The 21,854-nt window shown below is 65.7% G+C and carries 19 protein-coding genes and 1 pseudogene; 5 read left to right on the top strand and 15 right to left on the bottom strand.

Features of this window, described 5'->3' with window-relative positions; translation table 11 throughout:
- The 8 genes from BLS91_RS00670 to BLS91_RS00635 form a co-directional block, all read right to left on the bottom strand.
- Positions 1 to 1,686, bottom strand: a complete 1,686-nt coding sequence (locus BLS91_RS00670) for a long-chain-fatty-acid--CoA ligase (protein WP_092338240.1) — start codon at positions 1,684 to 1,686, stop codon at positions 1 to 3.
- Positions 1,683 to 2,765 carry a threonine aldolase family protein gene (locus BLS91_RS00665; protein WP_092338238.1) on the bottom strand — a complete coding sequence of 361 codons (1,083 nt, stop codon included), beginning with the start codon at positions 2,763 to 2,765 and terminating at the stop codon, positions 1,683 to 1,685. Before BLS91_RS00665 ends, BLS91_RS00670 begins: the two co-directional genes overlap by 4 nt.
- Positions 2,766 to 2,782: 17 nt before the next feature.
- Positions 2,783 to 3,895: an ABC transporter permease gene (locus BLS91_RS00660; RefSeq protein ID WP_092338236.1), complete on the bottom strand. Its 1,113-nt coding sequence runs from the start codon at positions 3,893 to 3,895 to the stop codon at positions 2,783 to 2,785.
- On the bottom strand, positions 3,892 to 4,776 hold the full coding sequence (locus BLS91_RS00655; RefSeq protein ID WP_092338769.1) for an ABC transporter ATP-binding protein: 885 nt from the start codon (positions 4,774 to 4,776) through the stop codon (positions 3,892 to 3,894). Before BLS91_RS00655 ends, BLS91_RS00660 begins: the two co-directional genes overlap by 4 nt.
- A 96-nt stretch (positions 4,777 to 4,872) precedes the next feature.
- Complete coding sequence (locus BLS91_RS00650; RefSeq protein ID WP_092338234.1) at positions 4,873 to 5,571, bottom strand: response regulator; 699 nt, start codon at positions 5,569 to 5,571, stop codon at positions 4,873 to 4,875.
- Entirely contained in the window at positions 5,568 to 6,887 is a 1,320-nt protein-coding gene (locus tag BLS91_RS00645; RefSeq protein WP_092338233.1) for a sensor histidine kinase, read from the bottom strand. The genes BLS91_RS00650 and BLS91_RS00645 overlap by 4 nt, the downstream gene beginning before the upstream one ends.
- A 2-nt stretch (positions 6,888 to 6,889) precedes the next feature.
- Complete coding sequence (locus tag BLS91_RS00640; RefSeq protein ID WP_092338231.1) at positions 6,890 to 7,561, bottom strand: SDR family NAD(P)-dependent oxidoreductase; 672 nt, start codon at positions 7,559 to 7,561, stop codon at positions 6,890 to 6,892.
- Entirely contained in the window at positions 7,561 to 8,961 is a 1,401-nt protein-coding gene (locus BLS91_RS00635; RefSeq protein WP_092338229.1) for a DUF6421 family protein, read from the bottom strand. The genes BLS91_RS00640 and BLS91_RS00635 overlap by 1 nt, the downstream gene beginning before the upstream one ends.
- 460 nt (positions 8,962 to 9,421) lie before the next feature.
- Between BLS91_RS00635 and BLS91_RS00630 the strand changes: the two are divergent.
- Positions 9,422 to 10,036, top strand: a pseudogene (locus tag BLS91_RS00630) (DNA alkylation repair protein); the annotation flags it as partial.
- Between the two features lie 3 nt (positions 10,037 to 10,039).
- On the opposite strand, the gene BLS91_RS00625 reads toward BLS91_RS00630, so the two are convergent.
- Entirely contained in the window at positions 10,040 to 10,933 is an 894-nt protein-coding gene (locus BLS91_RS00625; RefSeq protein ID WP_241983063.1) for an amidohydrolase family protein, read from the bottom strand.
- Positions 10,930 to 11,925: an LLM class F420-dependent oxidoreductase gene (locus BLS91_RS00620; RefSeq protein WP_092338227.1), complete on the bottom strand. Its 996-nt coding sequence runs from the start codon at positions 11,923 to 11,925 to the stop codon at positions 10,930 to 10,932. Before BLS91_RS00620 ends, BLS91_RS00625 begins: the two co-directional genes overlap by 4 nt.
- A 113-nt stretch (positions 11,926 to 12,038) precedes the next feature.
- Between BLS91_RS00620 and BLS91_RS00615 the strand changes: the two genes are divergently transcribed.
- Entirely contained in the window at positions 12,039 to 12,470 is a 432-nt protein-coding gene (locus BLS91_RS00615; protein ID WP_233197275.1) for a DUF3592 domain-containing protein, read from the top strand.
- Positions 12,471 to 12,787: 317 nt separating this feature from the next.
- Here the strand turns inward: BLS91_RS00615 and BLS91_RS00610 are convergent, their stop codons facing one another.
- Positions 12,788 to 13,930: a cation:proton antiporter gene (locus BLS91_RS00610; protein ID WP_092338223.1), complete on the bottom strand. Its 1,143-nt coding sequence runs from the start codon at positions 13,928 to 13,930 to the stop codon at positions 12,788 to 12,790.
- A gap of 83 nt (positions 13,931 to 14,013) precedes the next feature.
- Between BLS91_RS00610 and BLS91_RS00605 the strand changes: the two genes are divergently transcribed.
- Positions 14,014 to 14,850 carry an SDR family NAD(P)-dependent oxidoreductase gene (locus BLS91_RS00605; RefSeq protein WP_092338222.1) on the top strand — a complete coding sequence of 279 codons (837 nt, stop codon included), beginning with the start codon at positions 14,014 to 14,016 and terminating at the stop codon, positions 14,848 to 14,850.
- A 166-nt stretch (positions 14,851 to 15,016) separates the two neighbouring features.
- Positions 15,017 to 16,420, top strand: coding sequence for an APC family permease (locus BLS91_RS00600; RefSeq protein ID WP_276326776.1), 1,404 nt, complete (start codon positions 15,017 to 15,019; stop codon positions 16,418 to 16,420).
- A 75-nt stretch (positions 16,421 to 16,495) separates the two neighbouring features.
- Here the strand turns inward: BLS91_RS00600 and BLS91_RS00595 are convergent, their stop codons facing one another.
- Positions 16,496 to 17,311 carry an alpha/beta fold hydrolase gene (locus BLS91_RS00595; RefSeq protein WP_092338219.1) on the bottom strand — a complete coding sequence of 272 codons (816 nt, stop codon included), beginning with the start codon at positions 17,309 to 17,311 and terminating at the stop codon, positions 16,496 to 16,498.
- Positions 17,312 to 17,392: 81 nt separating this feature from the next.
- Here BLS91_RS00595 and BLS91_RS00590 point away from each other — a divergent pair, with 81 nt between their 5' ends.
- Entirely contained in the window at positions 17,393 to 18,313 is a 921-nt protein-coding gene (locus BLS91_RS00590) for an AEC family transporter (RefSeq protein ID WP_092338217.1), read from the top strand.
- A gap of 7 nt (positions 18,314 to 18,320) precedes the next feature.
- Here the strand turns inward: BLS91_RS00590 and BLS91_RS00585 are convergent, their stop codons facing one another.
- The 3 genes from BLS91_RS00585 to BLS91_RS00575 form a co-directional block, all read right to left on the bottom strand.
- Positions 18,321 to 19,175: a fumarylacetoacetate hydrolase family protein gene (locus tag BLS91_RS00585; protein ID WP_092338215.1), complete on the bottom strand. Its 855-nt coding sequence runs from the start codon at positions 19,173 to 19,175 to the stop codon at positions 18,321 to 18,323.
- Positions 19,176 to 19,254: 79 nt separating this feature from the next.
- Entirely contained in the window at positions 19,255 to 21,321 is a 2,067-nt protein-coding gene (locus tag BLS91_RS00580; RefSeq protein WP_092338213.1) for a TRAP transporter permease, read from the bottom strand.
- On the bottom strand, positions 21,318 to 21,848 hold the full coding sequence (locus BLS91_RS00575; RefSeq protein ID WP_092338211.1) for a hypothetical protein: 531 nt from the start codon (positions 21,846 to 21,848) through the stop codon (positions 21,318 to 21,320). Before BLS91_RS00575 ends, BLS91_RS00580 begins: the two co-directional genes overlap by 4 nt.
- Between the last annotated feature and the right edge of the window lie 6 nt (positions 21,849 to 21,854).

The raw sequence follows: 21,854 nt of genomic DNA, 5'->3' as shown, positions 1-21,854 counted from the left end.
CTACTTGCCCTGCAGACGGTTTCGCACCTCGCGGCGCAGCACCTTGCCGAGCAGGCTGCGCGGCAGGTCGTCGACCTCCACGATGCGGCGCGGCACCTTATAGGCCGACAGGCGGGTGCGGCAGTACTCGCGCACCGCGGCCACGTCGAGTTCCGTACCGGACCGCAGTACCACCACAGCCACGACGTCTTCGCCGCCGTTCGCGCTCGGAAGGCCGACCGCGGCCGCATCGGTGATGTCGGGGTGCGACAGCAGCGCTTCTTCCACCTCGGACGGCGACACGTTGAAACCGCCGGTGATGATGAGCTCTTTCATGCGATCGACAACGGTGATGAAGCCGTCGGCGGAGACCCGCACGATATCGCCAGTGCGCAGCCAGCCGCCGGGCAGCAGCGCCTGGGCGCTCTCGGTGGGCCGGTCCCAATAGCCCGAGAAGACCTGGGGGCCGTGAACGAGCAGCTCGCCCTCTTCTTCGAAGCCGAGCTCAACCGTGGGGTCGTCGGGGTCGACGACGCGAATGTCGGTGCTCGGAAACGGCACGCCCACCGTTCCGGGGCGGCGGCTCGGGCCGATCGGGTTGCCGGCCACGATCGGTGACGCCTCGGTCATGCCGTAGCCCTCGACCAGCAGTCCGCCGGTGACTTTCTCCCAGCGTTCCACGATCGACACCGGCAGGTTCATGGCGCCCGAAATCGCAAAGCGGATGCCGGCGAGGCTCACCCTTTTCTTTGCTGCGGCCGTGACCAGGCGGTCGTAGATCGGGGGCACTGCCGGAAGAAAGCTGGGCGGCGCATGCTTGGCGGCGTCGAGCACGAGCTTCTCATCGAACTTCGGAAACAGCACGAGGCGGGCGCCGATGCTCATCGCGAAGGTGAGGCACAGGGTGAGGCCGTAGGCGTGAAACATCGGCAATACGCCGTAGACGGTTTCATCGCCGGGGCGGAGGCCCGCCACCCAGGCGGAGCCCTGCGCGGCGTTGGCGCGCAGGTTGTAGTGGCTCAAAATGGCGCCCTTCGGGGTGCCGGTCGTGCCGCTGGTGTACTGCAGCACGGCGGTGTCGGTCAGCAGCGGGCGCTGGTGCGAGGGGTGCAGCTTGCGAGCGCCCGCGATCGACTCCCAGGTGATTGCGCCCTTTCCGGGTGCGGCGGTGAGCGAGGCGCGGGCATCCCGGGCTTTCTTGATCGGCAGTTTGAGAGCCAGCCGTTTCGAGAACGGCATCGCGCGGGTGAGGTCGACGGTAACGACATCCGCTACCCCCATATCACCCGGAAAAGTGCGCACCGACTCGTAGACCTTGTCCCAGACGATGGCGACCTTCGCGCCGTGGTCTTCAAACTGGTGGCGCAGCTCCCGGTCGGTGTAGAGCGGATTGTGCTCGACCACGATGGCGCCGAGGCGCAGCACCGCGTAGAACGCAACGACGTGCTGCGGGCAGTTCGGCAGCACGATGGCAACGCGGTCGCCGGGGCTCACTCCGAGTTTGCGCAGGCCGTTGGCGGCGCGGGAGATCTGCTCGCCGAGCTCGGCGTAGGTGGTGGTCTCGCCGAAGAAGTCCAGGGCGATGCACGGTGCGAACCGTTCGGCCGAGGTCTCCATCATGTCGGTGAGAGTTTCGGTGGTCTCCTCGATCGTGCCGGGAACGCCCGGCGCGTACGAGGCGAGCCAGGGCTGGTCCCTGAAGGTCATGACAACTCCCGGGTGATCGCGGCGACGAACTGGTCGATGTCGTCCTCGGTGGTGTCGAAGCCGCACATCCAGCGCACCTCATTCTTCGACGCATCCCAGTCATAGAACCTGAACGACTCGCGCAACCGGTCGGCGACGCCGGCCGGCAAGGTGGCGAAGATGGCGTTGGCCTGGGTGGCCTGGCTGAAGGCCAGCCCGGTGATGGTGCCATCGGCGATGGCGCTTTCGAGCGCGCCGCGCAGCCGGGCCGCCATCTTGTTCGAGTGGGAGGCGTTTCGCAGCCACAGGTCGCGCTCGAGCAGCGCGATCAGTTGCGCCGAGACGAAGCGCATCTTGCTGGAGAGCTGCATGTTCGACTTGCGCAGAAACTTCAAGCCAGTGGATGCCGCCGGGTTCAGTACCACGATGCACTCACCCAGCATCATGCCGTTCTTCGTGCCGCCGAAGCTGAGCACGTCGACGCCGGCGTCACGGGTGAAGGCGCGGAGCGGCACCCCGAGGCTCGCGGCGGCGTTGGAGATGCGGGCGCCGTCCATGTGCAGCGTCATTCCCTTGGAATGGGCGTGGTCGGCGATGGCGCGCACCTCGTCGACGGTGTAGGCGGTGCCGAGTTCGGTGGTCTGGGTGATAGCCACGACGAGCGGCTGGGCGCGGTGTTCATCGCCCCAGCCCCACGCTTCCTGGTCGATGAGTTCGGGGGTGAGCTTGCCGTCGGGGGTGACCACCGGCAGCAGTTTGAACCCGCCGACGTGTTCGGGGGCTCCGCCCTCGTCGTTGTGGATGTGCGCCGTGGCCGAGCAGATCACGGCGCCCCAGCGCGGCAGCATCGACTGCAGCCCGGTGACGTTGGCGCCGGTCCCGTTGAACACCGGAAAAGCTTCGACGCCGGCGCCGAACTGGTCGGCGAAGACCTCCTGCAGCCGCGCCGTATAGACGTCTTCGCCGTAGGCGATCTGGTGGGCGCCGTTGGCCTGGCTCATCGCCTCCAGAATTTCCGGATGAATGCCGGAGTAGTTGTCGGAGGCGAAACCGCGGGAGGACAGATCATGGAGTTGGGTCACCCCTCCATCCTCCCGCATTCGGCTGGCTGTCCGCCCTACTTGTGCAGGGCTTCGCGCAGCGACACCCGGGCGCCCATGCGCAGCAGCGCGTTGGAGTAGATGCGCGACCCGATCAGAATCACCACGATCGTCGACAGGGCCAGCACGACAAGGGAGAGCACGGGCTCCCACCACTCGGCGTCACCGAGGAAGATTCGCACCGGCATGCCGACCGGCGCGGAGAACGGAACGTACGACATGATCGCCAGCACGAGCGGGTTGTCGTTGAAGAAGACCACCAGAAAGTACGGGATCATGACGAGGAACAGCACCGGCGAGGTCGCCGAGCCGACGTCTTCCTGCCGTGACACCATCGAGGCGGTGGCCGCGTAGAGTGAGGCGAGCAGCACGAATCCGAAGGCGAAGAACACGGCGAACCAGATGATGGCCGGGCCCACATCGGCCAGCAGCACCCGTTGCCCAGTCACTGCCAAGCCCACGGAGACCAGCAATCCGATGGCCACGATCTGCCCGAACGCCATCAGGCTGTTGCCGAGCACCTTGCCGGCGAGCAGGGCCCGCACCGAGATGGTCGACATGAGAATTTCGACGATGCGGGTCTGCTTTTCTTCGACGACGCTCTGGGCGATAGTGGCACCGAACGTGGTCGCCGACATGAGAAAGATGATGCCGAAGCCAATGGCAACGAGGTAGGCGAGAAAACCGTTCTGCGAGGCCGGCTCGAGAATCTTCAGATCGGGGCTCACGCTGAGCGTGCCGAGAACATCGATCGGCGCTGAATCCAGGGCGATCACCGTGATTCCGAGCAGCGAATCGGCACTGCCAGAGGGCACAACGGCCGCGTCGACCGAGCCGTCGCGCACGAGCGCTTCGGCTTCCTTGACCGTGTCGGATTCGACGATGTCGAAGGCTTCGGTCTGTTCGACGACGCTGATGGCCGTGCCGACGACGGCGACCTTGGTCAGAGTCGTGTTCTGGCTGAGAAGACTGCCGACGACGACCGACGCCACGGAGATGAGCAGCAGAATGCCGGTCGCGATCAGAAAGGACTTGCTGCGCAGGCGGGCCGTGATCTCCCGGTTGGAGACCAGCCAAACGCTCTGGGCGAAGGTGGGCGCGGTGTGCACCGGGCGGGTAGCGTTGCTCATGCGATGACCTCCTTGAAGATGGTGGCGAGGGTGGGCCTCTGCTGGCTGAAACTGTGAACGGCGCCGAGCGTGATCGCGTGCTGCAGAACGGCCTGGCTGGCGGCATCCGTTTCGGCTTCAAAAACGGCGAAGTCGCCGTCGAAGTCGATCACGGTAATGCCCGGCTGCGAGCGGACCCAGCCAGTGTCGCCTTGCGTGCGAATTTCGAAGCGGGGGCTGCTGTGCTGCTCGCGCAGCGCCTCGCGGGAACCGTTCGCGCGAATCTCGCCGTCGGCGATGATGACGAGGTCGTCGCAGAGCCGTTCGACGATGTCCAACTGGTGCGAGGAGAACAGCACGGGCGCGCCCTGGGCGGCGTAGCCGGCGAGCACGCTCATCACGACCTCCACCGCGAGTGGGTCGAGGCCGGAGAATGGCTCATCGAGCACGAGAAACTCGGGATCGTGCACGAGCGCGGCGGCGATCTGCGCGCGTTGCTGGTTGCCGAGCGAGAGTGACTCAACGGTGTCGCCGGCGCGTTCGGTGAGCCCGAGACGCTCGAGCAGGTCGGCAGTATTGCGGCGAGCGGATGCCGGCGTCAGCCCGTGCAGGCGCGCCAGGTACACCAGCTGTTCGGCGACCTTCATCTTCGGGTAGAGGCCGCGCTCTTCGGGCATGTAGCCGAACCGGCGGCGGTCGCTCGCGGTGACCGGCACGCCGTCGATGAAAACGGTGCCCGTATCCGGCGAGAGTACGCCGAGAATGATTCGCATTGTCGTGGTTTTACCGGCGCCGTTGGCGCCGACGAAGCCGGTCATGCGGCCGTCCCCGACAGTGAAGCTCACGTCGGTGAGTACCTCTCTGATGCCATAGCTCTTGGTGACTCCCCTGATGTCGAGCATGCTCGCCCTCTCGTTGCGTGTGCCTTCACGGTAGCGCGGGGCGTTCAGGCGACGCATCCGCCTGGCGGGTGAACCGGTCTCCACCGGGCGGCGGAGCTACGCCTCGAGCGCGCCTCCGGGCACGATCACGCGGTGCTCGTAGGCGTAGACAACGGCTTGGATGCGGTCGCGCAGCCCGAGCTTCATCAGCACCTTGGAGACGTGTGATTTCACCGTGGCCTCGCCGAGAAAGAGCTGCGCGGCAATTTCGGCGTTGGCCAGGCCCTGGGCCAGCAGCGCGAAGACCTCGGACTCGCGCTCGGTCAGCTCCTGCAGCTCGCTCGGCACCGCTGCAACCGGTGAAACGGATGCCCCACCCGGGTTCACGCATCGCTCAATCACGCGCCGGGTCACATCCGGGGCCAGCAGGGCATCGCCGCGGGCGAGCACCTGAACGGCCTCGATCAGCGCCTCGGGCGTGGAATTCTTCAGGATGAAACCGCTCGCGCCGTGTTGCAGTGCGGCAAAAAGGTATTCCTCGCGGTCGAAGGTCGTGAGCATGAGCACCGCGGCGTGGATCGACGGGTCGTCGACGATGGACCGGGTGGCGGTGAGGCCGTCGACGCCGGGCATCTGCACGTCCATGCAGATGACGTCGGGCTGAAACGTTCGGGCCAAAACGAGAGCGGCGGCGCCGTCGGCGGCCTCGCCCACGACGAGAATGCCCGGCTCGGACTGCAGAATGATACGAAACCCAGCGCGTACGAGAGCCTGGTCGTCGACGAGCAGCACGCGGATGCCGGCCGGCTCGCTCATGCGTTCTCTCGTTTCATGAGCGGAAACCGGGCACGCACGAGGTAGCCGCCGCGCGGTCGTCCCCCGAGGTGCAGTTCGCCGCCGACGGCAGCGACCCGTTCGCGCATGCCCCGCTGTCCGAGCCCGGTGGTCTCGGCGCTCGCGCCGCCGGGCAGCGCCGCGGCGAATTGTCGCCGCGGGCCGACGCCGTCGTCGGTGATCTCGAGCTCGACGGCATCCGTTTCGTAGCGCAAGCGGAGGTCGGTGCTGACGCCGGGGCCGGCGTGTTTGCGGGTGTTGGTCAGGGCTTCCTGGGCGATGCGATAGATGCTCAGGCCGATCGTGGCGGGAATCGCACGTTCATCGCCCACGATCGACAAGCGCACGGGAACGCCGGCGGTGCGGCTCTCGTCGGCAAGTTCGCCGAGCTGGGCGATGCCGCGCGTGCTGCTGCTCTGGCTGGTGGGTTCACTACCCGGCGCATCGTCGCCACGCAGGGCTCCGAGCATGGTGTGCAGTTCATCGACCGCGCTGCGCGCGCTCTGTTCGATGATGGTGAGCGCGTCGGCCGCCTGCCCGGGGTCACTCGAGAGGATGCGCCGGGCCGCGCCGGCCTGCACGCCCATGACCGACACGTGGTGGGCGACGACGTCGTGCAACTCGCGGGCTATGCGCACCCGTTCCAGGGTGATGGCCTGGGCGGCCGTGCGCTCGCGCTCGGCTACGAGCTCCGCGGTGCTGCTTTTCAGGGCGGCGCCGTTGCGCGCGGAAATCCACGCGGATTCGCCGAAATACCAGGCCGCACCGAAATAGACCAGATTGATCAAGACCTGCAGAACGCCGAACGCCGCGTAGGGGGAGAAGAAGCCGTCGCGCGAGAGGTCGGGCATCATGGTGAGCTGGTTGGCCTGCACGATCAGTTGCGCGAACAGCCAGATGAACATGCCGGCCACGATCGCGACCCGCACCCACTTGGCGGCGATGCGGTGGCGGCCCCAGGCACCGACCGAATAGAGAGCAATATAGAGGCAGATATTGGAGAACAGCATGTCGCCGGCTTCGAGCATGGCGCCGGCGGCGAAAACCACCGAGGCCGTCAGAGCCACGACTTCGGGCCAGCGACGACGCAGCGCGAGCGGCAGGGTGATGAGTGCGACCCACAACGCCACGATCCACACCGGGGAGTCACTGAAGACGCCGGAGGTACGGGTGAGCGACACGCTCACGGCGGTCGCGGCGGCCAGAACCAGCGCGACCCACAGGTCCTTACGCAGGCTCGGCCCGCTGGGGGTGGGCCTCCGCCACTCGTCGCTGAGGGGGGAGTCTGTGGTGCTCATGACTACACGCTAGCGGGATCCTCCGACGCAAGCAGCACCCGGCTACCATTAGCGGATGCCGCCGCCTCGTCCCACAAACCGCTCACGCGGGTAGCCAGCTCGGTCTCGAGCCCGTCCAGCGAACGCACGACGAAAATCACGGCCGCGGCCGTGTCGCCGGCTTTCGTAAATCCTTGACCGACCGCGCGCACCCAGGTCTCGGCCGCGGACTTCGCGGCCGCATAGTTTGCGCCGCCAGCTAGAGGCCGGTCGACGGACACGCTCGAGACAATGGCGAGCCGCCCGGCCGACGAGGCCAGCAGGTCGGCATTGAAAGCCCGCGTGGTATTGCGCAGCGTGGTGACCACGTGCGAGTGCAGAAAATCCCAGTCCTCATCGGTCTGGCCAGCGAGCCCGCCGCCGCCGCGCCAGCCGCCGACGAGGTGGATGAGACCGTCGATGGGGGAGACCTGGGCCGCCAGAGCGGTCACTGCGGCAAAATCCGTCAGGTCGCACTCATACAACGCGGCGTCCGGCGCGACGTCGAGCACCGACTGGAGTCGTGCTCGAGCGGAGCCGACGGCAATCACGTGCGCGCCGGCATCCGCTAGTGAGCGCGCGACGGCCAGCCCGGCCGTGCTGGTCGCACCGGCGATCAGCACGGTGCGACCAGCGACGGCCGAGCTGGCGCTCATCAGCCGACCGCGCTGCCGGTGATGCCGGCCGTGGATTCGATGACCGTGCGCATCTTCTTCTCGAGCGCTTCGAAGAACATCGACAGCGGAAATTCGTCGTCGAGAACCTGGTCGGTGTAGCCCTTCGGTGCGCCGGCGAGCACGTCGAGCGGCAGTCCGCGGGCCCAGGTCGACGCGGGGTTGGGCGTGAGGGTCTTCGAGATCATCTCGTAGGCCGCGAGCCAGTGTGCCTTCTTCGGCCGGTCGATCGACGCCCAGTACAGCTCGTCGATCTGCGCTCCGAGTGCAATGACCACCTCGGGCACGGCATCCCAGTCAAAGCTGAGGCGGGTGTCGGTCCAGTGCAGCACACCGTGCTGGTGCATCCAAGCGAACAATAACTGACCGCCGAGGCCGTCATAGTTGCGCACCCGGTTACCGGTGATGGCGAACCGAAAGATGCGGTCGAAGATGACCGCGTACTGCACCAGCTTCGCGTGCCGACGCGCCTCGGGGCTTGCCAGCTCACTGCCTTCGATCGTGACCGATTCACGAAACGCGGTCAGGTCGCAGCGCAACTCCTCGAGCGAATACAAAAAGAACGGCATGCGCTGCTTGATCATGAACGGGTCGAACGGCAGATCCCCGCGCATGTGCGTGCGGTCGTGGATGAGGTCCCACATCACGAAGGTTTCTTCAGTAAGGTGCTGGTCGCCCAGTAGCGCGGCGGCGTCGGCGGGTAGCTCGAGCCGGGTGATTTCGGCGGCCGCACGCACAACCCGGCGAAAACGGGCGGCTTCACGGTCGGCGAAGATCGCCCCCCAGGTGAACGTCGGAATTTCGCGCATGGCGACCGTCTCGGGAAACAGCACGGCTGAGTTGGTGTCATAGCCAGGGGTGAAGTCGAGAAAACGAATCGGCACGAACAGCTTGTTCGTGTAGCCGGCTTCGAGTTCGCCGACGAATTCCGGCCAGATGACCTCGATCAGCACGGCTTCAACCAGGCGGTTGGCGCTGCCGTTCTGCGTGTACATCGGGAACACCACGAGGTGGCGCAGCCCGTTCACGCGGTGCTGCTGCGGTTGAAAGGCCATCAGGGAGTCGTAGAAGTCGGGCACGCCGAATTCCTCCGACACCCAGCGATCGAAGTCGGTGACCAGGGCTGCCAGGTACGCGGCGTCGTGCGCAAAGTGCGGCGCGAGGTCGGTGATGGCTGCGGTGATGCGCGAAACGGATGCTGCGGCATCCGTGTGCCGTTCGGCGTCGGTGATCGACCCGTTCTGCGACTGCACACCCTGCAGTGCCGTCGCGGCTGCCTTGAGGCTGAGCCAGGAGGGGTGCTTGGCGAGGGTGTCTTCGAGAACCTCGGGCTCTCCGACCAGAGCGTTAGCTACGTGTGTTTTTTCAACAGATATCGACATGGGAACCTCCGATTCGAGTGTGTGCCGCGGTTGCGGCGGGCGTGCGCGCCAAAAAGACACACCTTCAGAATATCGGGCGCCGCGCGGCGTTTTCTTGCGATTTCTTGCAACGAACAACGTGCCTGGCCGGGTTTTCGCGCTGAGAATCGCCGCATTGGCCCCGTTCGCGCACTTCTTACCGGAGTGGCGGTACACAACTGCGGAGATTGCTCGCCGTCGTCGTGCACCGCACCCTTCGATACGCGCTCTGTGTAGCAGGCACGCCCGCACCGATCGAGAATCTCCGCAGTTCTGCACGAGCACCTGAGAAATGCGACCGCGATGGTCTGCGTTGATGCCCTGTTCCCCGACGGCCTCCGCTGTCACCGAAGATCTCGCCGTGCTCGCCGACCCCGAGCTTGCCGTCGGCGTTGCTCGTTTCTTTTAGACCGGTCCCGGCCAGTACGGCGAGGGTGACGTATTTATCGGTATGAAAGTTCCGGTGTTGCGCACCGTTGTGAAGCGTTTCGTCGACCTGCCGTTGAACGAGGTCGATCTGCTGCTCGACAGCCCTATTCACGAGCACCGCATGACTGGACTGCTGATTCTGGTTGCCCAATTCAAGCGGGCGAGCAAGCCCGCCTCCCGCGACGATGCGGCCCGCACGCGTTTGGCCGAGGCCTACCTCAGGGCCCTTGGCCGCGGCCGGGTCAACAACTGGGATCTGGTCGACTGCTCAGCTCCGACCCTGCTCGGTGAGTACCGGTTTGATCTCTCGCGCGACGTGTTCACCGAGCTGGCACAGAGCGACATTCTGTGGGAGCGCCGCGTGGCGATGGTCGGCACGCTCGGCCTGATCATGCGTGGCGACGCGAGCACCACGCTCGAGCTCGCCGCGCTCCCGCTGAACGACAAGCAGCCGCTGATGCACAAAGCCGTCGGCTGGATGCTGCGCGAGGTCGGCAAGCGCATCGACCGAAACCTGCTGCTCGCATTTCTCGACCAGCACACCGCGCAGATGCCGCGCACGGCCCTGAGTTACGCCACCGAGCACCTCCGCCCCGAGCAGCGCGCCGCCTACCGCGCCGCCCGATAGAGGCTATTCGCCGATCAGCCGCAGGCCGTTGTACCAGCAGACGGCGCGCAGCCAGTCGTCGTCGAGCCGCGGTTCCCGGTCGCGCAGGCGTTCGAGGGACTCGAGCTGGTGCGCATACGGGTACGGAATGTTGGGAAAGTCGCTGCCGAGCACCACCCGGTCGGGCAGGTCGGCCAGCCGTGGAAGCAGGGCCGGGTCGAACGGTGCGAACTGCTCGAAGAAATCGGTGAAGACCATGGTGGTGTCCAGGTGCACCCACGGGTAGCGTTCGGCGAGATCGAGAAACTCGCCGTATTCCGGGGCGCCGAGATGGGCGACGACGGCCGTCAACAGCGGATGCCGCGCCAAAACTCCCGCAAGCTTGTCCGGCCCGGTGATCCCCGGCCGGGACACCGGCCCGCTGCCGACGTGGATCACGACCGGAATCCCGGCATCGGCGAGCAGCCCCCAGACCGGGTCGAGCCGGGGCTCGCGCAGGTCGAATCCCCCGATCTGGGCGTGAATCTTGAACACCCGAGCGCCGCGATCGAGGGCGGACTGCACCTGCTCGAGCACGCCCTCCTCCGGGTAGAACGTGGCGCTCGGCACGCAATCAGCGTGCTCCGCTGCCAGTTCGAGGGAGAAATCGGTCAGGGAAGCCGCCATTCCCGGGCGATGCGCGTAGGACAGCGCGGTGAAGCGCCGCACGCCCAGGCGCCGCATCGTCGCCAGGCGCGAATCCTGATCGTCGCGGTAGTGGATCGGCCACTCGAGGCCGATCAGCGGTTCGATCTCGTCGAAGTGCGCCCAGACGCGCCGCAGCATCCGCTCTGGCAGAAAATGGGTGTGCAGGTCGACCAGTCCGGGCAGGCCGAGGCCGCGCCACCAGGCCGGTACCTCGTTGTCGGTGAGCATCATTGCTTCAGGGCGGGCATGACCTCGCGCTCGAACAGTTCGATGCCGGAACGGTCGTAGGCCGCCTCGGGAAAATAGTGGATTGCGTAGCCGAGGCCGCGCTTCTTCATGGCGGTCAGACGCTCAACGACCTGTTCCGGCGTGCCAACGCCCTGCGCCTTGCCGCTTCGATACTCGGCCATGAACTTCTCGGCTCCCTCGGCACCGAGATAGGGGGCCACCCGGGCCTCGATCGCGTTCAGCCGTTCGGCAACTTCGGCCTCGGTCGCGCCGATCACGGTGTTGTAGTTCGCCGAGCGCACGATGCGCCCAAAGTCGGTTCCCTGAGCCACGCAGTGCTCGGCCAGGAGCGCGCTCTTCTGCGAAAAGCCGTCCGGTGAGCCGTCGAAGTTGGTGTAATCGGCGTACTGCGCGGCGATGCGAAGGGTGACTTTTTCGCCGCCGCCGGCGATCCAGATGGGAAGACCACCGGCTTGCAACGGAAGCGGCCGAAAGATCGCGCCATCCATTTGATAGTGCACACCGTCGAGGGTCGCCGTGCCCGTGGTCCAGGCCTGCTTCATGATCTGCACACCCTCGTCGAGCCGAGCGAGGCGCTCGCCTGGGCCGGGAAACCCGTAGCCGTAGGCGCGCCACTCATGCTCATACCAGCCGGCCCCAATGCCCATCTCGATGCGGCCGCCGGAGATGATGTCGGCGGTCGAGGCGACCTTGGCCAGGTAGCCGGGGTTGCGGTAGCTCATGCAGGTGCACATCTGCCCGAGGCGCACCCGTTTCGTGGTCGCAGCGAAAGCGGAGATGAGCGACCAGGCCTCGTGGGTGGCCTGCTCGCTCGGCACCGGAACGGTGTGAAAGTGGTCGTACACCCAGATCGACTCCCAGGCGCCCGCATCAGCGTGCGCGGCCAGGCCGCTCATGGTGGCCCACTGCGCCGCCGGTTCGATTCCGACCAGATCGTGTCGCCAGCCCTGGGGTACAAAGAGTCCAAATCGCATGGATTCAGCCTAGACGGGCCTGCTGGCCTGACGTGAAACGATACGATTTAGCCAGTGGTGCTTGCGCCGCCAGGGAACCTCGATATATACGACCCACGTGACAACGGATGGCGGTGGCAGTGCACGCGCTCGACTTCGCCGGCATCATGAGCGAGATTCTCACACTCGTCGGCCTCATCATCGGTGCAGTCCTCTATATCGTCGGGCTGTCTGTGCGCGGCATCAGTGGCCGCTGGACGCGCACGACCGCCGTGATCGCAGCGTGGGGAACAACAGCGTCGGGAACAGCACAGGCGGGGCCGGCCACGGTCATCCGCTGGTTTGATAACGACGGCGATGTGCACGAGCGTTCAGCCGACACCCAGGAGACGCACCACCTGGCGCCCGGAGATGACGTACGCGTTTGGTTTCGCAATCGCCAGCCCGAGAAGTGCCGCACGCACGACCCCGACCTCGACGGCAAGGGTCTGCGCCTGATCGGCCTGGTGCTGCTCGGCATCGGTGTTCTCGCCGGTGTGGCCGGCATCGTGCTGATGTTCGTCTGAGGCCCACAAACGCGAATGGGCGTTTCCCAGGGCTGCTAACTACGCCCAGGACGATCGTGTGCAGCAAAGCGGATGCTGGCCCGAGATGCGCGCGCATTCTCGGTAGGTGGTGAAGGACTATACGGGGACGCGTGATGGAATCATTGGGGGCGGGGGCGGCAATGCCTCGGTTCCTGTTGACCGCTGACGAGTTGCACCTCGTGCAGGACCACGTGCCCACCCTGCGGTTACCCCCGCGATTCCGTCAGGAATGGGCCAGCGATCGTGACCCGGCCGAGTCCGCGGAGCGGGCGCAGGCGGCGATCGCCGGCTGCCGGTCAGACCGGCGAAACGGATGCCGCGCGCGGCTTGGCCCATCCGCTCGCCACCGCGGTCACCGCGATGGTCACGAGCGCGCCCAGCAGCAGGGCCGCTGCCTCCCCGGGGGCGAGCACGCGCAACTGGGTGCCGATCGTTGCCGCTGCGATCGGAATGCCGAGCTGGGCCGCCGACAGCAGTCCGAACGACAGGGGGAGTCCGAGCACGCGGGTGGTCGCGTGGGTGAGCAGGGTGGCGACACCGAGCACGAGGCCGAGCACGATCATCTCCGGGTGGTCCGCGAGGTCGCGCAGCGCGAGCGAGGCGCCGAGCCAGACGAAGAACAGCGGCCCGAAGAATCCGTCGGCGAGGGCGAACAGCTGGCGGGCCAGTCGGCGCGGTTCGCCGACCGCAGCGACGGCGAGGCCGAAAGCGAAGCCGGCGAGCATGACCGAGACGTGGCTGAACACGGCCACGGCCGACAGGGCGAACAGAATGGCCAGCTGGATGCGCAGCTCGAGAGCGAACTTGCGATTGGCCGACAGCTTGTGCAGCTTTACGCGAGAGCCGTTGCGTTCCAGCCTGGCCAACACAATGTAGATGACCACGGCCAGAAGCGCGACAGCGGCAGCGCCGAGGGCGGCGCGGCCGGCATTGGGCGGGTCGATGGCCAGCGGCAGGGCCACGATCGCTGCGATGTCGGCGATCGCGACTTGCGCGGTCAGCTCGAGCATCGATCGGCCGCGCAGCCCCAGCGAGTGAATGAGCGGCAGCACGAGCGCGGCGGACGAGGAGGCGAGCAACACTATATAAAGGGGTGCATGCTGGGTTCCGAAGACCATCGCGATCGCCACGCCGAGGGCGGTCGCCGAGACGGTCACGAGAATTGCCCTTACCAGGCCGGTGGCGAGGGCGGCGCGAATCGCACCGGCGCGAACGGGCACGTGCGTGCCGGCCACGAACATGATTAACGCGAATCCGACATCCGCTAGAAGAGTCAGCGTAGGGTCGGTCGCGTCGATGAGGCCGAAACCCGTGCGGCCGACGATCACGCCGGCGGCGAGCTGGCCGATCACGACGGGAATGTTCCAGCGGCGCGGTGTAGCCAAAAGCGGCCCGAGCAGGGCGACCACGGAGATGATCGCGAGGGTCCGAAAGTCCATACGCACCTCCCCACGGTCTGCCGCAATCGCGCGCTGCATCGAGCGTAGTCCCGCCAAGCCGCCGCAGGCGGCATGATGGGAGTATGAGTCGAACCGTCGCCGGAGCCCGCGTGCTGATTACCGGAGCAGCCATGGGAATGGGCCGCCTGTATGCCGAGCGCGCTGTCGCCGAGGGGGCGAAAGCGCTCATTCTCTGGGATCGCGACGGTGCCGCGCTCGCGGCGACCACCGCCATCCTGAACGATCGGTCTAACGGGCGCACGACGATCGCGCCCTACGTTGTCGATATCGCCGATCTGGGGGCCATCGCGCAGACGGCGCAGCGGGTGCGCACCGAGGTCGGCGACCCCGACGTGGTCATCAACAACGCCGGTATCGTGCGCGGCAAGTATTTCTGGGAGCACGACAACGGCGCCGACACCCGCCCGACGATGCAGATCAATGCGCTCGCGCCCATGTACATCGCCCGCGAGTTTCTGCCGGCGATGATTGCGAGCGGATACCGCGAATCACGCATTGTAAACATCGCGTCGGCCGCCGGCACCCTCAGCACCCCCCGCATGAGTGTCTATGCCGCCTCGAAAGCGGCCCTGATCGGCTGGAGCGATTCGCTGCGGCTCGAACTAGTGCAGCAGGGCCACGGGCAGGTCAAGGTGACCACGGTGTGCCCGAGCTACATCGACACCGGCATGTTCACGGGGGCTCGCGGGCCGTTGCTCACCCCACTGATGACGCCGGGATACGTGGTGGATCGGGTCTGGCGGGCGATGCTCGCCGGCAAGCCGCAGCTGTTACTGCCATGGACGGTGAACCTGTCGAAGGTGCTCCGCGGCGTGTTGCCGCTGACCGCGTGGGACGCCATCGCCGGCCGTGTTTTCGGCGTTTACCGGTCAATGGATCGCTGGGTCGGCCACGGATAACGTTCTGCGGCGCCGCCGGGGTGACAGAATCAAGGCAGACAAGCGCTCGCGGCGGGCCGACCGGTTCGCGGCCAGCACACCATCCGACGTCGCATCAGCGTTGACGTGAGCCGAAACAATCGGGGACACCATCACTACCACGCACCATCACCACACGCCGAATTCTCTGCTCAAAGTCCTTGGAAATCGAGATGCGCTCGCTCTCGGCTTCGGAGCCATGATCGGCTTCGGCTGGGTCGTGCTGACCGGCGGCTGGATCAACGACGCCGGCACGCTGGGTGCCGTCACGGCCATGATCGCCGGCGGCATCATCATGGGTATCGTCGGCCTCACCTACGCCGAGCTGACCGCGGCCATGCCCAAGGCCGGCGGCGAACACAACTTTTTGCTGCGAGCCATGGGGCCGCGCTGGTCGTTCGTCGGATCCTGGGCAATCACCGGCGGCTACGTCACCATCGTGGCGTTCGAAGCCGTGGCACTGCCACGCACGGCCGGGTACCTCTTTCCCGACCTGAGTCAGATTCCGCTCTGGCAGATCGCCGGCGAGCAGGTGTATTTGACCTGGGCGCTGGTGGGAGCGGTGGCCGCCGTCGTGATCACGGGCATCAACATCCGTGGTGTGAAACTGGCCGGTGTCGTGCAGACCTTCGTCGTATTGTTCCTGCTGATCGTCGGCGCGATGCTCGTGCTCGGGTCGTTCACCGGTGGTTCGACCGTGCACATGGAACCGTTTTTCACGGGCGGCATGGGCGGATTCTTCGCCGTGCTCGTCGTGGTGCCGTTTCTCTTCGTGGGTTTCGATGTCATTCCGCAGTCGGCCGAAGAGGTCAATGTGGCGCCGCGACAGATCGGCAAGCTTGTCGTCGTCGCTGTGATTCTTGCGACTATCTGGTACGTCATGATCGTACTCACCACCTCGTCGTCGATGCCGGCTGCCGCCATCGGCCAGGCCGATATCGCCACAGCGGATGCTATGGGCGCCTTGTTCGGCAGCGATGTCATGGCGAAGGTGCTCATCGCCGGCGGAATCGCCGGAATTCTCACTTCGTGGAACTCCCTGCTGCTCGGCGCTTCACGCCTGATGTTCTCCATGGCGCGTTCGGGCATGCTGCCGGCCTGGTTTGGCAGGCTGCACCCCAAGTTTCGTACCCCCACCAACGCGCTCTCCTTCATCGGTGCCCTGTCGTTTGTGGCGCCGTTCTTCGGCACGCAGATGCTCCGCTGGCTCGTGGATTCCGGTGCCCCGAGCATCGTCATGGCCTACATTCTGGTGGCCGTCGCCTTCGTGGTGCTGCGCCGCCGCGAACCGAAAATGGACCGCCCGCTGCGCGTGGGCGGCAAGGGTAATGGCGGAGTCGTGATCGGCGTCGCCGCTGCCGCCCTGTGCTTGGGCCTGCTCAGCCTGTATATGCCCGGGATGCCGGCGGCGCTGTCGTTCGAGCCTTGGGTGTTATTCGGGCTGTGGTGGGTCGGCGGCGTCTTCTTCTACCTGCGCATTCCGGCCGGAATCGCGCCCGGTCACGACGCCGAGGAGCGCCTGCTGGAGCGCCTGGGCGCGCGCCGCTCCTGACTCGGGTCGCCCGGTTCGGGTGTGGGAGAACCGGGCAGCGGTTTGTTTCTGCCCGGAGCAGGAGAGGAAGAGGGATCAGAGACTGTTGGTCGCGAGCCAGCTGATCAGTACGCGCTGAAACTCCAGCGGATGCTCGACGCTCGGCAGGTGCGCGGTGTCGCGGAACGTGCATCCGCTGGCCTGCGGCAGCATCTCCAACAAGAACTCGTACTGCGCCAGCGATGACGTGACGTCGAGCTCACCCACAGTGACCAGCGCGGGAACGTCGATGTCACTCACCCGGTCGAGCGCCGGCGGCTCCAACGGAATCAGGATCGGCGCTTCCGTGGCGTGGATGACGTTGCGCAGATTCAGTTCCTGCGCGAGGGCCAGAAAAGCGGGATCTACGTCGGCCGCCTTGCGCGTGGGTCCAACCGCCCACAGCGCAACCTCGAGCCGCGCCAGCCGCGGCCACTGGCGGGCTTCGAAGGCCGCATCCAGCTTGTCGAACAGGGCATCTTCCTTCTCGGTGAGTTCCACATCGGGAAACCCGCTGGGCCCTGACCCGATCGTCACGATGCCCGCGACTCGCTCGGGCGTCGCCACGGCGAAGTCGATCGCGATCGTGCCTCCGCGTGAGCAGCCGATCAGGGTGGCGCGAGCGACGCCGAGATGATCGAGCAGCGCCGTGGCATCCGCTCGGTTGGAGAATTCCACATTCTCGGCCGTGGTCTGACCGAAACCACGGGTGTCGAAGCGGATGACGTAGTGGTGCGCTGCGAGGGCGGCTACCTGCGGATCCCACATGCGCAGGGTCGCGATGCCCGCGTGAATCAGCAGCAGGGCTGGCGAGGCGGGGTCTCCCTGAGTCTCGTAGTAGAGGGAAGCGCCAGGAACGTCGAGTCGGGGCATGCTTGGATCGTAGCAACGTCGATCGCACGACCGAAAGGGCCGCGCGGGAGATCAGCTGAGTGAACCCGTAGGCTCAACTAAATGGGCGGTGTTCTGGTCGGGTTTTCGATTATCGGATTTGTGATCCTGATCGGGTACTTCGCCGAGCGATTCAGTCTGGTCGGGGCGGGCGCCGGCCGGGTGCTCAACCGCATGGCGTACTTCGTCGCGACCCCCGCGCTGCTGTTCACCGTGCTCTCGCACGCTGACGTCTCGGTGCTGTTCTCCGAGTTTCTGGCCGCCATCGTCTGCACGGTCCTCGTGGGCGCTTTGCTCTATGTGGTGGCGTCCCGCTTGTTCTTTCGCACTCCGTTGGCCGAGACGGTGCTGGGTGCGTCGAGCGCGACCTATATCAATGTCAACAACATCGGATTGCCGGTGGCCATCTATGTGCTCGGCAGTGCCCAGTATGTGGCGCCAGTGGTGCTGCTGCAGCTGGTGATTCTGGCCCCGACCATTCTGGCGATTCTCGACCTGGCCACCCACGGCCGGGCATCCCTGCGATCGATCCTCACCCAACCGTTTCGCAATCCGATGATTCTCGCCTCACTCGCCGGTGTGGTCGTTGCGGTGTCCGGCATCACCCTGCCGGACCCGGTACTGGCACCGTTCGAGCTCATCGGCGGAGCAGCCATTCCCATGGTCTTGCTCTCGTTCGGCATGTCCCTGCACGGCCAGCGCCTGCTGCAGGCAGGCACCGGCCGCAAACAGGTCGTCGTGGCCACGGTGATCAAGGTCGTACTGGCACCGATCATCGCGTACCTGTTCGGTCATTTCGTGTTCGACCTCGACGGCGCCCAGCTGTTCGCGGTCGTCGCCGTGTCGGCCCTGCCGACCGCGCAGAACATTTTCAACTTCGCCTCGCGTTACGACCGGGCGATCGTCGTCACCCGCGACACCGTGTTACTCACGACGATCCTCTCAATGCCGGCATTGATCGTCGTCGCGGCCCTGCTGGCGTGACTGCGCTTTAGCGCGACTGGTCCACAACGGGATTCTGCAGAACACCGATCCCCGGGATGCGACACTCCGCGACATCCCCCGGCCGAACCTGCACCGCACCGGGCGTTCCGGTCGAAATGATATCGCCGGGATAGAGCGGCATGACCTTGCTGTGAAAGCTGATGAGGAAAGCCGGGTCGTAGCGCATGTTTGAAACGGTGTTACTGCGATGAACGGCACCGTTGATGACCGTTGACACCGTGACGTCGGCCAAAGAATCGTAGGACTCAAACACTTCTGACAACGGAACGATGCTCGGCCCGAAGGAGAAGAACCCGGGAAAGTTCTTCGACCGCGTCAGAAACCGGGGATTTCTCTGCAGGATATCTTCGGCCGTCTGGTCGAGGAGCGGAACCACGCCGGCCACATAGCCCAACGCATCGTCCGGTTCTACGTTGCGGCAGTATCGTCCGATCACGATGCCCAGTTCGGCCTCAGCGGTGGTGCGGATGCTTTGCCAGGGGATCGGGATGTTCTCGCCCGGACCGATGATGGTGTGGTCGCCCTTGATGAACGAGGCCGGCTCGTCCGGTACGCCCTCGGCGAGATCCGACGCATGTTCCATATAGTTCAATCCGATGCCCCACAACATGCGGGGATGCCGATACGGCGCACCGAACGCCACGGAATCCGTCGGGCGAAAGACCGAAGCGTCAGCGGCGAGAGCTGCCGCCTCGATCGCATCTGCTGTGCCCGCAGTCAGGACCTCAAGCACGTCGCCCGTGAAGCCCGGCAGGAGATCGCGAATCAGCGCTACTCCGCGGTCAGGAAGGATGACGGCGGCGATTTCAAACGAACCTTCACGAACAGTACAGAGACGCATGGGCAGCCTTTCACGTAGCGCGAAATGTGGTCTACAGGGTGAAGCGGGGGGCGACCAACACGCTTGGTCACCCTGCGGATCAGGCCGTGGTGCTGTGTGAGACTGCCGGTTCGGCTGTCTCGGCGGCCCGACGCCGACGCCCGATCAGGTGCACGACGATTCCCAGCACGATCATGCCGACCCCGATGGCCATGGGGAGGAGGGACAGGGTGACGAGCGGCAAGGCACCGCCACCGATCAGGAGCCGCTCCGGCAACTTCGCCGGGCCCCAGAGCCAGCCGCCGGTTGCGACAGCGAGAGCGGCGACAGCCAGCAGGGAAGTCACAGTCGCCAGCACGATTGACCAGACCCCACCCTGCAGGAGCAGGCCGATCCCGGCCTCGGACAGCACGAATACGAATGGCACCAGGAAGGCCGTGAGGGTGTACTTCCAGGTCAGCCACATCGTCGTGATGGGTTTGCCACCGGTAATAGCGGATGCTGCGAACGGCGACAGCGCCGTCGGCGGGGACACCTCGCTGAGCACCGAGTAGTAGAAGATGAACATGGCCGCGGCGAATGCCGGCACACCGACGTCCTGCAGGGCCGGACCGATGATGACCCAGGAGATGATGAAGCTCGCCGTGACCGGAACGGCCAGGCCGAGCAGGGTGACCGCGACAGCGGAGAGGATGGCCGTCAGCAGCAGGTTGCCGCCGGCGGCGGACACGATGATGCCCGCCAGCTTCAGCCCGAGGCCGGTGAGAGTGAGCACGCCGACGATGAGGCCGGCCGCGGCCATCACGGGGATGATCGACATGGCGCCGGCGGCTCCCGTGGCCAAGGCGTCCCAGATTCGACGTGGCGTCATCCACGACGAGCGATCAAAGAAGCTCAGCACGAGGGCAAGCACCGTGGCGTAGACAACGGCGCGGAACGGCGTCATCCCGAACGACATGAACACCACGATCGCAGCGAGCGAACTGAAGTGGTAGCCGAACCGCAGCAGGAGCTTGCCGATCGGCTTCACCTCCATCTTCACGTCGGTCGTCTTGAAGCGGCGCGAGTCCATTTCAATGGAGAGGATGAGTCCGAAGTAGTACAGGATCGTCGGAATGATGGCCCAGATCAGCACCTGCAGGTAAGAGACGCCGAGCAGAGCAGCGATGATGAAGGCCGCAGCACCCATCATCGGCGGAGCCATGATCGCGCCGATACCGGCAGCCGCGAGTAGGGCGCCGCCGTGCTCGCGCGGGTAGCCGGCACGGCGCAGCAGTGGCCAGGAGATTCCACCGAGGGTCACCGTGGTGGCAACGCCGGAACCGGAAACTGTGCCGAGCAGGAAGCCGGCCAGGGTGACAGTGCGACCAGGGCCTGCAGCGGATCGTCCGAAGGCTGCGAACGAGAGATCGATGAAAAATTTGCTCGCCCCGGAACCGGTCAGGACGGCGCCGTACAGGGTGAACAGAATCACGAAGGTGGCCGCCACATTGGTGGGAACGCCGAACAATCCCTGGGTGCCCATAATGTTGTGACCGACGAGGCGGGACCAGTCGAACGATGAGGTGCCGAACACGCCCGGAATATAGGAACCCCAGTGGGCGTAGGCGAAGAAGACAATGACGGCAATGGGGATCATCAGACCCACGGTGCGGCGCGCGGCTTCGAGAGTCACCAGAATGGCGAGCGTGCCCATGATGACGTCGAGGTCGGTGGGAATGATCGCCCGACGAAAGAATGCGTCCCAGTCGGAGATGATGTACGCAAAGGGCACAACCGCGACCACGGCGAGTAACCAGTCCGCGACGCGGGGGTTGTCTTTCGCGCCCGGGGCCTTGGCCTTGTTCTTGCTGCCCCAACCACGGTAGGCGAGAAAGGTGGCCGACAGGGCGAGCATCAGGAATGCGGGGAGGTAGAACTGCGAGGCCATCGGGTTGAAAACCCAGTACAGACCGAACAGGGAAAGAGCGACCCCCATGATCTTGACCACGAGCTGGGGAACACCGCTGAGCTTTCGGGCGGGTATTTCAGCATCGAACTCCGCGAGTAGCGCTTCCTCATCGATTTTGGGATCGGCCTCGTCGAGCAGGTCCGATGCGGTGCCGCCCGGTGCGCTCGGCGGTGATTTGGTGTTGACGGCTGCGCTGCCGCCCGTTTCCTGGGTCATGGTGTCTCCTCGATCTCAAGTACTAGGTAGGGGGCGGCATCGTCGACAAGCTGCCAGAGTGCGTAGGGCGACGACCCGGGAATGTGAATGGTTCGTTCGCCGAGGTCGGTTGCCGCGATCGAGAGTGCCTCGAACACGGCCGGATGCCTGGGGTCCGGCTCGACGACATAGGCGCGTCGGTCGCCGGGCGATGCGCGGCGCGGAGCGTCGGGCACGGCGTAATACTCTTCGATCACGGCCAGCTGATCGGCCGCTATTTCGACCAGTTCGTATTTTCCGTCGGCGGCAACGACGTAGCGTTCCTCAGCCATGGTCTGGTAGATCGAATTGCGATAGCTGACGGAGAACGAGTCTCCGTTCAGCGGAAGGCTGGCCAGCACGTCGCCGTCCTGGTCACGGACCACGATCATCCGTTCGCCGCCCCCGTCGGCGCTGGCGCCGACCGGCCCGAAGGCGGTGACGAGGCCGAAAGCGCCGACGGTGAGCGTGACGAGCGCCGCCGCGATGGCAACGGCTGGCTTGCGCATCGCGGT

This window comes from Cryobacterium flavum (assembly GCF_900103805.1).
In the GTDB taxonomy this organism is placed as follows: Bacteria; Actinomycetota; Actinomycetes; order Actinomycetales; family Microbacteriaceae; genus Cryobacterium; species Cryobacterium flavum.
This window is presented reverse-complemented; position numbering and strand designations above follow the sequence as displayed.